Source organism: Enterococcus asini ATCC 700915, assembly GCF_000407365.1.
Classification (GTDB): Bacteria; Bacillota; Bacilli; order Lactobacillales; family Enterococcaceae; genus Enterococcus_C; species Enterococcus_C asini.
Map to the genome: position 1 here is coordinate 104324 of NZ_ASVU01000002.1, position 12290 is coordinate 116613.

The window sequence follows — 12290 nt, forward strand, 5'->3', positions numbered from 1 at the left end:
GGCAAGAGGGCAGGATTTTATTACGAAGATGACATTTTGTAAAAAATGTTGAAAGTGAGGAAGCTCCATGAAAGGTGTACTAACATTTATCATCGTTTTTAGTGTGGTGGTGATTTTCCATGAATTTGGCCACTTCTTTTTTGCTCGCCGGGCGGGAATCTTAGTGCGAGAATTTTCAATCGGTATGGGACCGAAAATCTTTGGTCATCAAGGCAAAGATGGTACCGCCTATACCTTGCGCTTATTGCCAATCGGCGGCTACGTGCGTATGGCCGGGGTAGGAGAAGACGAAACCGAACTGACCCGGGGGATGCCGGTGACTTTGGTTTTAGACGATACCGGCAAAGTCAGCAAGATTAATACGAGTAAAAAGGTACAACTAGCTAATGGGATTCCCTTAATGGTGGAGTCTTTTGATTTGGAAAAAGAGTTATTTATCGCAGGCTATACTTCTGCCGATGAAAGTGAGTTGCTCCGCTACGAAGTCTTACATGATGCCTCGATTATCGAACAAGATGGCACAGAAGTCCGCATTGCGCCGGTGGATGTGCAATTTCAATCGGCGAAACTCTCCCAACGGATGCTGACCAACTTTGCTGGACCCATGAATAATTTTATCTTAGCCGTGTTAGTTTTTATCTTGGTGGCGTTTATGCAAGGTGGCGTGGCGGTTACGGATACGAATGGTATCGGTCAGGTGATGAATGATAGTCCGGCTCAAGCAGCAGGGCTAAAAGAAGGGGACAAGATTCTTTCCATTGATGGGGAAAAAATTTCCAGTTGGGAAGATTTGACCGGGGCGATTTTGGCACAACCAGATGAGACGCTCGACTTAGAAGTGCAGCGGGGGCAGCAAACTTTTAAGACAGAAGTCACACCAGAAACTACTACCGTAGATGGGCAGAAGACCGTACGTATCGGGATTCAAGTGCCCATGAAGACGGGCATCGTGGATAAAGTTGTCGGTGGTGCACAGCAAGCCTTGGCCAATTCACTGACGATTTTTAAAGCGTTTGGTGACTTGATTATGAAACCAAACTTGGACAAGCTCGGTGGGCCGGTGGCGATTTTCCAAATGTCTTCCCAAGCGGCTCAACAAGGACCGACGACGGTTTTGGTCTTTATTGCGATTTTGTCCATGAATCTAGGGATTATCAATCTGTTTCCATTTCCGGCTTTAGACGGAGGTAAATTAGTGCTAAACATCGTCGAAGCCATTCGGAAAAAACCATTGAGTGTAGAAAAAGAGGGGCTTTTGAATTTAATCGGGTTTGGGTTACTAATGTTGCTAATGATTTTAGTGACTTGGAATGATATTCAACGCTTTTTCTTTCAGTAAGTGTCGGGTTTATTTTTGGATGAAGAGAGGGTACCCATGAGACAATCAACGATTTTGATTCCCACACTGCGGGAGTTGCCTCAGGATGTCGAGGTGATCAGTCATCAAATGCTTTTGCGAGGAGGCTTTATTCGCCAGATTTCTTCTGGGGTCTACGCCTACCTGCCTTTAGCTTTTCGGGTGATGGAAAAAATCAAGCGCATTATTCGCCGGGAACTACAGGCTTTAGGCGCCCAAGAGATGGCCATGCCTCATTTGCTCCCGGGGGATTTATGGGAGCAAACCGGGCGCTTGGCTTCTTGGGGGGAGCAGTTGTATCACGTACAAGATCGCAACGAGCGCTTGCAACTTTTAGGAGCAACCAATGAAGAGGTCTTTACTCAACTAATCGCAGATGAAATCAATTCCTATAAGCGCTTGCCAATTAATCTGTTTCAGATTCGTAGTAAATTTCGAGACGAAAAACGTTCCCGCCATGGCCTTTTACAAGCAAGAGAATTTTTAATGCAGGATGCGTATTCGTTTCATTTGACCCAAGATAGCCTCAATGAAACTTATCGGGGGTATGAAGCGGCTTATGAGCGGATATTAAATACTTGTGGCTTGAACTTTCGCAGCATTATCGGGGACAACGAGCTAATGGGGGGCAAAGAGTCCAAGGAGTTTGTGGCGTTTTCGGAAATTGGTGAAGACATGGTGTGTTACTCCACGGAGAGCGACTATGCGGCGAATTTGGAAATCGCCACGAGCTTGTATACGAAAAAAATGGCTCAAGCGTCCTTTTTAGAGCTGACAAAAGTAGCTACCCCAAAGACCACGAGGATTCCTGAGGTGGCGGCATTCTTTGAAGTGGCTGAGACGAAAATCATCAAAAGTCGTCTCTACATGGCGGATGAGGCACCGGTGTTGATCCTGTTACGAGGAGACCACGAGGTGAATGAATTAAAGGTCAAACGCTTCTTAAACGCTACCCAGTTACGCAGTGGAACCCCAGAGGAAGCTCTTGAATTATTCGGAGCGGAATTTGGTTTCTTAGGACCGGTTGGAGTTCCGGAAGAAGTCAAACTCTATGCGGATTTAGCCTTACAAGATCTGGATAATGCCATCGCCGGAGCTAACGAAACCGGCTATCACCTAGTGAATGTCAACTCTGGTCGTGACTTTACTCCAGAAGCTTATGGGGATTTGCGCTACGTCTTAGAAGGGGATCCTTCTCCGGATGGTCACGGGGTCTTGGCCTTTGTTAAAGGTATCGAATTAGGGCATATTTTCAAATTAGGAACTCAATACAGCGAAATCTTTGATGCTACGGTTTTGGATGAAACCGGCCAATACGTGCCAGTTTCCATGGGGAGCTATGGTCTTGGGGTCAGTCGCATGTTGGCTACAATTGTGGAGCAACACGCAGACGCGGAGGGCATCAGTTGGCCTAGAAGCATCGCACCTTTTGATCTGCATATTGTTCAAATGAACATGGAGGATGATTTCCAAACCAAGCTTACGGATGAATTAGAAGAGAGTCTGACCAGTCACGGTTATGAGGTCTTGGTGGATGATCGCCGGGAGCGGGCCGGGGTCAAGTTTGCGGACGCGGACTTAATCGGTTGTCCTTTACGAATCACCGTGGGCAAAAAAGCCATGGAAAATATCGTAGAGGTTAAACTAAAACGTACTGGCGCCATGTTAGAGATTCGCAAGGAAGAATTATTGGATACCATCCCGATTTTATTAACCTCGGCAGAAGAGGCATAAAAAAATAGCGGGCGGTCAAAAAGCCGAGAGCAGTCGTCGGTTTTTTGACCGCCCGTTTTAAGAATGAGAAAATGAACAGGACGTTCTTAATGTAAGTCCCAGGAAAAAAGGGTATACTAATGAATGCTGAATCAAACTCAGGAGGCAGAAAAATGTCAGAAAAAACCCAAAAATTTGCAATCCTGTTAGAACAGGCGGGGCTAGATGACGCCCAACGACAAGAACTAGAAGCCGCCCAGGGCCGAATCGAAGAAGTCATCGTACATAAAAAATCCCGTATCTGGGAGTTCACCCTCGGCTTTCAAAAAATCTTACCTATCGAACTGTATCAAAGTTTGTTGCAGAAGGTGAGCTTGGCCTTTCAAGAAATCGCCCAAGTTCAGATCAATATACAGACAGAAGCCACGGTTTTGGACGAAGCATTGCTCCAAGACTACTGGCCTTTTGTCTTGTCTGATCAAGACTGTAATACGAAAGTCGTGGCTCAGACCATCAAGAACCAACTACCTGTGGTGGATGGAAAAAAGGTCGTTCTTTCCTTTACCAATGAAGCCATCATTCCCCATATTGTGGACAATTATTTTCCTTTAATGGAAGCCCGCTATCAGAAGATGGGCTTTCCTAAGTTTCGCTTAGAAGCTCGCTACGATGCGGAGCAAGGCAAAGCCGCAGAAGAACAACTGGCGGCGCGCAAAGCAGAACAAGCGGAAGTCATGATGCAACAAGCCATGGAAAATATCGCTGCCCATGAAAAGCAGAAGAAGGAAAAACCAGCACCGGTTTTGGCTGGTCCTGTGCAATTAGGGCGCAATATCCCGGCAGAAGAAGCCATCTTGCCAATGATCAATATCATTGAAGAAGAACGACGAGTCACCATTGAAGGCTATGTCTTTGATGTGGAAGTTCGGGAACTGCGCACTAAGCGAAAGATTTTAACGGTGAAAATCACCGACTATACATCTTCTTTTATCGTGAAGAAATTCTCCAATGGGGAAAAAGACGAGCAAATCTTTGACAATATCACCAAAGGCATGTGGTTAAAAGTCCGAGGGAGCATCCAAGAAGATACCTTCCAACGAGATTTGGTCATGTTTGCCCAAGACTTGGTGGAAGTCAAGCATCCCCCAAGGAAAGACTACGCTCCCGATGATGAAAAACGGGTGGAACTGCATTTGCATTCCAATATGAGTACCATGGATGCTACTAACTCCATCGGGGATTTGGTAGCTCAAGCGGCTAAATGGGGACATAAAGCCATTGCTATCACCGATCACGGTGGGGCCCAAGGCTTTCCTGACGCCCATAGTGCCGGGAAAAAGCACGGAGTCAAGATACTCTATGGGGTCGAAGCCAATGTGGTGGATGATGGTGTACCAGTCGCTTACAACCCGGCTCATATCTCCTTAACGGATGCGACCTACGTGGTCTTTGACGTGGAAACCACCGGGCTGTCTGCAGTCTACAATACGATCATTGAACTGGCTGCTGTGAAGATGCACAAGGGAAATGTCATTGAAACCTTCGATGAATTCATCGATCCTGGGCATCCTCTTTCTAAAACCACGGTGGAACTAACCGGTATCACCGATGAAATGGTGCGAGGCTCTTTACCGGAACGAGAAGTCATGGAGCGCTTCACGGAGTTTGCCAAAGATTCGATCTTAGTGGCCCACAATGCTTCCTTTGATATGGGCTTTATCAATACCACTTACAAGCGCTTGAACTTACCAGAAGCGGTCAACCCTGTTATTGATACTTTGGAATTGGCCCGATATTTGTACCCGCAGTTTAAACGGTTCGGTCTAGGAGTCTTGTCGAAGAAATTCGGCGTAGGTCTGGAACAACATCACCGGGCGATTTATGACTCAGAAGCCACGGGACATTTGGCCTGGATCTTTGTTAAAGAAGCCATGGAAAATCACGAAATGTTTTACCATGACGATTTAAACCGTCACGTGGGCGGGGAAAACTCCTATAAAGCGGCTCGACCATTTCATGCGACGATTATGGCCCAGACGCAAGCCGGGCTGAAGAATCTCTTTAAGTTGATTTCACTTGGAAATGTGAAGTACTACCACGGGGGCGTACCCCGGATTCCGCGCTCGGAATTAGTCAAATTGCGAGAAGGTTTATTAGTGGGAACGGCTTGTGACAAAGGGGAGGTCTTCGTGGCCATGATGCAAAAAGGTGCAGAGGCTGCCCGGGAGTTGGCGAAGTTTTACGACTATATTGAAATCATGCCGAAAGCCGTCTATGCGCCTTTGATTGAACAAGAACTGGTGAAAGACGAAAGCGACCTAGAAGAAATTATTAAAAACTTGATTACCATTGGCAAAGAACTAGGAAAGCCAGTGGTGGCTACCGGGAACGTTCACTATCTCAACGAAGAAGATGGGGTTTACCGGAAAATCTTAGTCAATTCCATGGGTGGGGCGAATCCTTTGAATCGTCACAGCTTGCCAGATGTGCATTTTCGGACCACGGATGAAATGTTGACGGCTTTCCAATTTTTAGGGCCTGAATTGGCCAAAGAAGTCGTAGTGGAAAATCCCAATAAAATCGTAGATATGTGTGACACGATTATTCCGGTGAAAGACAAACTTTACACGCCGAAAATCCCTGGTTCCGAACAAGAAATCACGGATTTGTCTTACAATCGTGCTCGAGAACTTTACGGGGATCCTTTGCCGGAAATCGTGGAAAAACGCTTGAAGAAAGAGTTGGACTCTATCATCGGCAATGGCTTTTCCGTGATTTACTTGATTTCCCAAAAACTGGTGCACAAGAGTAACGAAGATGGCTATTTGGTTGGTTCTCGGGGGTCTGTAGGGTCGAGTTTCGTTGCCACCATGACTGGGATTACCGAGGTCAATCCCTTGGCGCCTCATTACTATTGTCCAGAATGTCAGTATTCCGAGTTTTATGAGGATGGCTCCTATGGTTCTGGTTTTGATATGCCGGAAAAAGCCTGTCCGAAATGTGGGGCCCGGCTGAAAAAAGACGGTCACGATATTCCCTTTGAAACCTTCTTAGGATTCCACGGGGATAAGGTTCCCGATATTGATTTGAACTTTTCTGGGGAATACCAACCACAAGCCCATAACTACACCAAGGTCCTCTTTGGGGAAGACTACGTGTATCGGGCGGGGACAATCGGTACCGTGGCAGACAAGACCGCCTATGGTTATGTGAAGGGCTACGAGCGGGACCACAACTTGCGCCTAAGAGGAGCGGAAATCGATCGTTTGGCCCAAGGTGCCACCGGGGTTAAACGAACTACCGGGCAGCACCCAGGGGGGATTATCGTTATCCCCGACTATATGGATGTTTACGATTTTACGCCGATTCAGTATCCCGCAGACGATTTGAATGCGGAATGGCGCACGACCCACTTTGATTTCCACTCCATTCATGACAATATTTTGAAACTCGATATTCTCGGACACGATGATCCCACCGTAATTCGGATGTTACAAGATTTATCCGGGATTGATCCGAAGACGATTCCTACAGACGATCCTGAGGTCATGCGGATTTTTGAGTCCCCAGAAGTACTAGGGGTGACTCCCGAACAGATTGGCTCGGATACTGGGACTTTGGGGATTCCCGAGTTTGGGACGCGCTTTGTTCGAGGAATGTTAAATGAAACCCATCCTACCACCTTTGCTGAACTGCTTCAGATTTCTGGATTGTCCCACGGGACCGACGTGTGGTTAGGCAATGCGGAAGAAATCATTCGTCAAGGACAAGCCACACTGGCAGAAGTAATCGGTTGTCGGGATGATATCATGGTCTATCTGATGCATGCGGGGCTTGACTCCGGGATGGCCTTTACCATTATGGAAACCGTGCGGAAAGGGCAATGGAGTAAAATCGACGATGAGAAGCGGAATACTTTCTTGGCCGCTATGAAAGAAAATAGCGTGCCAGACTGGTATATCGATTCTTGTTCCAAGATCAAGTACATGTTCCCGAAAGCCCATGCGGCGGCCTACGTGCTTATGGCTTTGCGGGTAGCGTATTTCAAAGTGTATCATCCGATTTTGTATTACTGTGCGTACTTCTCTGTGCGAGCGACAGACTTTGATCTGATTGCCATGTCTCGGGGGAAGGATGCCGTTAAAGAACGGATGAAAGAAATCAACGACAAAGGAATGGACGCTTCCACCAAAGAAAAGAACCTTTTGACAGTATTGGAGTTGGCCAATGAAATGTTGGAACGGGGCTTTGAATTTGGCATGATTGACCTGTACAAATCCGATGCGGTAAATTTTGTAATCGACGGCAACCGTTTGATTGCACCCTTTAGAGCCGTACCGAGTCTTGGGGACAACGTGGCCAAACAGATTGTGGAAGCCCGCAAAGATGGTCCTTTCTTGTCCAAAGAGGACTTGGCAAAACGGGGGAAAGTCTCCCAGACCTTGATTGATTACATGACTGAAAATGGGGTTTTGAAAGGCTTGCCTGATGAAAACCAACTTTCCCTTTTTGATATGTTTTAAACAATTTGAAAAACGAAAAGCCGAAGCACAGCAGACGCGCTGTGCTTCGGCTTTTTTTATGGGAATCGCTAATTAGTGGGCTTTTTCAAGGGTTCAAAGTTGTCAAAAAATCTGGAAATGGTTACTCTAAAGATAAGCGATGTTGTTATTAGTTTAGCGAAGGAGGCTATTTTCATGGATCGTGAAAAGAAAACGTATTTGCAAGCTTTATGCAACAAAGAAGGTGTGATTAACGCATTGGCCATTGACCAGCGGGGATCACTGAAGAAAATGATTGAAAAGGACAAAGGTGCACCGGCGACCGACGAAGAAGTAATAGACTTTAAGAAAATTGCTTCTGAAGAGCTGACAAAATACGCCTCGGCTATTTTATTGGATCCGGATTACGGGATTCCTGCCGGGAAGGCCCGGAATGCAGAAGCAGGGTTGCTGACATCCTATGAAAAAACAGGTTACGACGGTTCCGGCGATCAACGCTTCCCAGACCTTTTGGATCACTGGTCTGCCAAACGAATTAAAGAGCTAGGGTCTGATGCGGTGAAATTCTTGCTGTATTACGATGTGGATGAAGATAAAGCAATTAACGACCAGAAACAAGCTTTTGTGGAACGTATTGGGGCGGAATGTAAAGCGGAAGGGATTCCGTTATTTGTAGAATTAATCGCCTACGATGGCAATCAACCGACAAATGATTTGGCCTTTGCCAAGAAAAAACCACGGAAAGTTTTGACCATGATGAAAGAATTTGCCAAAGAGCGTTATGGCATCGATGTCTTAAAGATGGAAGTGCCGGTGAACATGGCCTTTGTGGAAGGTTTTGCCAAAGGGGAGGTCGCTTATACCAAGGCCGAAGCACAAGCCTATTTCAAAGAACAAGGGGAGATTACGGACAAGCCTTATATCTTCTTAAGCGCCGGAGTGTCCACGGAGTTGTTCCGGGAGACCTTGATCTTTGCCGGTAAAGCCGGGGCACGCTTTAGTGGAGTGCTTTGTGGCCGGGCTACTTGGGCAGAAGGATTGCCTCCTTACGTGAAAGAAGGGGAAGAAGCCTGTCGCCAGTGGATGCGCAGCCAAGGCCGGGCAGACATTGAAGCCTTGAATGATATCTTGAAAGTGTATGCGACCCCAATTCAATTTTAAACAGTAAAAAGCAGTCGTTCCCAAAATCGGGGACGACTGCTTTTTTTGACTTGTACCGGCATTATTAGTTCCGTTTCTGTAATTTTACCACCACTTCGCAGCGGGCAGTTTGAGGGAACATATCCACGGACTGAAGGTAGTCCACTTGGTACGTATGCGCGAGGTCTGCCAAATCCCGAGCTAAAGTGGAGACGTTACAAGAAATGTAGACAAGTTTTTCTACGGGATATTGTAGCAGCGCCTTCTTTAACTGATTGTCCAAGCCGGTCCGGGGAGGGTCCACTAGAATGGCGTCTGGACGGAAGCCTTCCTTAAGCCAGCGAGGTAAGACTTCTTCCGCTGTACCCACGGTGTAATGGGCATTGTCATACTTCATGTTGCGAGCATTTTGTTGGGCGTCGGCAATGGCTTCAGGAATCACATCCATGCCTCGGACTTCTTTGACCAAAGGCGCTAGACTCAGGCCAATCGTACCCACGCCACAGTAAGCATCCACTAAGCGCTCGTCACCTTGTAAGTCCAAAGCTTTGGCGGCTTCTTGATACAAAACTGCGGTTTGGCGAGGGTTCAGCTGGTAAAAGGCCCGGGCGGACAGGTCGAATTGTAGTTCGTTGACCTGTTCGTGAATCGTTTCTTTGCCCCAGAGATGCACGGTTTCGTCTCCCATGACCAAAGAGGTTTGTTTTTTCTGGATGTTTTGCATAATGGAGACGACCTTAGGCAAGAGCTCCGTGATTTCTCGAATCAGTGCATTTTTTTGTGGCAGTTTCGGGGTACTGGTCACAAAAGTTACTTGTAATTCCCCGGTTGCTTGGCCAACTCGAACGACCAGCGTCTTCACAATACCGGAGTTTTTCTTTTCGTCGTAAATCGGGGTTTGGTATTTCGTCAAGAGTTGCACCAAGACATTTAAGGCTGATTGGGTGGCGGGCATTTGCACGAGGCAGTCGTCAATGGCAACCAGCTGATGACTATTGCGCTCGTACAGGCCGGCTTCGGCTTTTTGCAAGCGCTCGTTGTAGCGCAGTTGAAATTGGGCCTTGTTGCGATAGTGCCACGGATCTTCCATGCCAATCGTCGGCCGTAAAGAATACGTTTCCCAGCCTTGAGGTTTGAACTTGGCCAAGGATTGACGCAAAAGATCTTTTTTAAAGCGCAGTTGCGCCTGATAGTCTAAGTGTTGCAACTGGCAGCCACCGCAACGATCATAAAAAGGACAAGGAGGCGTAACTCGCTCCGGACTGGCTTGTAAGATTTTGACCAGTTCCCCTTCTAAGTAGCGGCTTTCGGTTTTTGTCACTTTGACTTGGACTTCTTCTTTAGGTAAGGCTCCAGGTACGAAGATGATCGTCCGGCGGTAATAGCCGATGCCTTCTCCGTTGATACCTAGACGTTTGATTTGGATTTTTAAGGTCTGACCGACTTTAGCGGCGACTTGTGACATAGGCTTCCCTCATTTCTAAATTTCCCCACTATTCTAACACAAACCGCCAGAAGAAAAAGCCTTTTTGTGTTACACTAGAATGTGTGTTCTCATAGAAGTTCAACGTTTGGAAAGGATGACAAAAATGCTGACGATCACCGGCTTAGCCAAAGAAAAGAATCTCTTCAAAGTAACCTTTTCCAACCACGAGACTTTGCTAGTTTCAGAAGATCAATTGGTGCGCCATCGGTTACTAAAAGGCCAAGAAATTTCAGAAGCAGAATTGCGAGAATTAAAAGACAGCAGTCGCTTTGATTTAGGCTTACAGGAAAGCTATCGCTATATCAGCTACCAGCTCCGTTCGGAAAAAGAAGTGGACCAGTTTTTAAAGGAGCATGAGCTGCTTTTAAAAGACCGAAAAAAAGTCATTGAACGCTTGAAAGAGCTGAATTTGGTCAATGACAAAATCTATGCCGAGAGCTACGTTCGAACCCAAATGCGCCTTTCCGGAAAAGGCCCGGGGGCGATTCGCCAGCAGTTACTGAAAAAGGGCATTAAAGGCGCGACGGCGGAAGATGCTTTGGCGCTTTATGAGGAAAAAGAACAACTGGCGGTGGCTTTGCATACCGGTGAAAAAGCCCTGCGCCGGATTCATGGAAAAAGCTTTAAGGAAACCGGCCAAAAACTGCGCCAAAGTTTGATGCAAAAAGGCTTTGGTCCTGAAGAAATCAATCAAGTTTTAGCCGAATTATTAGTGGAAAAAGATCAGGAAGCAGAAAATGCCGCCTTGGAAAAAGAAGCAGACAAACTCTGGCGACGTCACCAAAGTAAGCCCCGGGAAAAACGCAATCAAAAAATCAAACAAAGCCTGTATCAAAAGGGCTTTGACTTAACGGCGATTCAACAATATCTTGACAGTAAGGAAGAAATGGATGACTAATTGGGAACGATTGACACCACAAGAAATCAAAGAGTTGCAAGAGGACTTTTTGGATTGGTATGATGCCCATCAACGAAACTTGCCTTGGCGGGAAAACCACGATCCTTATCGGATTTGGATTTCGGAAATCATGTTGCAACAAACCCGTGTGGTCACGGTAATCGACTATTTCTATCGCTTTATGGAGGCTTTTCCCGATATTGCTACCTTGGCTAGTGCCCCGGAAGAGCAGCTCCTAAAACTTTGGGAAGGTTTGGGCTATTATTCCCGGGCTCGGAATATCCAAGCCGCAGCCCAGGAGATAGTGGCTCATTACAATGGGCAAATGCCTCAAACAATCGAGGAAATCAGCAGTCTTAAAGGCATCGGGCCTTACACGGCGGGGGCGATTGCCAGTATTGCCTTTGGTTTGCCAGAGCCAGCCATTGACGGTAACGTTATGCGCGTGATCAGCCGGCTTTTTACCATTCAAGCAGATATCGCCAAGCCTGCCAGCCGCAAAGTATTTGATCAAGCCATGCGTAAAATATTACCTCCTGAGGCTCCCGGAGATTTTAATCAGGCCTTGATGGACTTAGGCTCCAGTATTTGTACGCCTACCAGTCCTCAGTGTATGGAGTGTCCTTTGCAAAACTATTGCCAAGCCTATGAGACAGACACTGTGGCGCAGTATCCAGTGAAGTCAAAGAAGCAACCTCCAAAGCCGGTTTATTACTTGGCTTATTGCTTGCAAAATCAAAAAGGGGAGTACTTGCTGGTCCAGCGGCCAGAGACGGGACTATTGGCAAAGATGTGGACCTTTCCCTTAGTAGAAGTCACCCAAGAAGAGTATCGGCGCTATCAGTTGGCTTATGAAGAAGGACAGCTTGTCTTAGACTTAGTCGCAGAAGACGCTGTGCCCGCATTGCCAGTCTGGTCAGAAGCTGTACCTAGCGTCGTCTGGCAAACCCGGCATCTAGGAGAAATCAGTCATATTTTCAGCCATTTGAAGTGGCATGTTTTATTATTTTATGGCCGCGTAACGAAGGAACAAAAATTGCCGGAAGGAGCTCGTTGGGTGGCTGGGGCCAACTTTGACCAGTATGTTTTTCCAAAGCCGCAACAGAAATTAGTAGCACTCTGGCAGAAAAATAGGAGCAATAACAAAGATTTCTAGTCAAGTTAGGCTTTTATTGATATAATATTTTCGATGTC

7 protein-coding genes are annotated in these 12290 nt (G+C 46.7%); 6 read left to right on the plus strand and 1 reads right to left on the minus strand.

Going from position 1 to position 12290, the window contains the following annotated elements; genetic code table 11:
• Positions 1 to 67 precede the first annotated feature (67 nt).
• The 4 genes from rseP (at position 68) to I579_RS10420 (ending at position 8733) form a co-directional block, all read left to right on the plus strand.
• Positions 68 to 1339 (plus strand): RIP metalloprotease RseP, encoded by a 1272-nt coding sequence (rseP, locus tag I579_RS10405; protein WP_010753366.1) that lies wholly within the window; start codon positions 68 to 70, stop codon positions 1337 to 1339.
• A gap of 36 nt (positions 1340 to 1375) precedes the next feature.
• On the plus strand, positions 1376 to 3091 hold the full coding sequence (locus I579_RS10410) for a proline--tRNA ligase (protein ID WP_010753367.1): 1716 nt from the start codon (positions 1376 to 1378) through the stop codon (positions 3089 to 3091).
• Between the two features lie 152 nt (positions 3092 to 3243).
• On the plus strand, positions 3244 to 7593 hold the full coding sequence (locus tag I579_RS10415; protein ID WP_010753368.1) for a PolC-type DNA polymerase III: 4350 nt from the start codon (positions 3244 to 3246) through the stop codon (positions 7591 to 7593).
• Between the two features lie 174 nt (positions 7594 to 7767).
• Positions 7768 to 8733, plus strand: coding sequence for a tagatose 1,6-diphosphate aldolase (locus I579_RS10420; RefSeq protein ID WP_010753369.1), 966 nt, complete (start codon positions 7768 to 7770; stop codon positions 8731 to 8733).
• A 64-nt stretch (positions 8734 to 8797) separates the two neighbouring features.
• On the opposite strand, the gene rlmD is transcribed toward I579_RS10420, so the two are convergent.
• Positions 8798 to 10177: a 23S rRNA (uracil(1939)-C(5))-methyltransferase RlmD gene (gene rlmD, locus I579_RS10425; RefSeq protein ID WP_010753370.1), complete on the minus strand. Its 1380-nt coding sequence runs from the start codon at positions 10175 to 10177 to the stop codon at positions 8798 to 8800.
• Positions 10178 to 10301: 124 nt separating this feature from the next.
• Here rlmD and recX point away from each other — a divergent pair, with 124 nt between their 5' ends.
• Positions 10302 to 11096: a recombination regulator RecX gene (gene recX / locus I579_RS10430; RefSeq protein ID WP_010753371.1), complete on the plus strand. Its 795-nt coding sequence runs from the start codon at positions 10302 to 10304 to the stop codon at positions 11094 to 11096.
• Positions 11089 to 12252 (plus strand): A/G-specific adenine glycosylase, encoded by a 1164-nt coding sequence (gene mutY / locus I579_RS10435; RefSeq protein ID WP_010753372.1) that lies wholly within the window; start codon positions 11089 to 11091, stop codon positions 12250 to 12252. Before recX ends, mutY begins: the two co-directional genes overlap by 8 nt.
• Positions 12253 to 12290 lie beyond the last annotated feature (38 nt).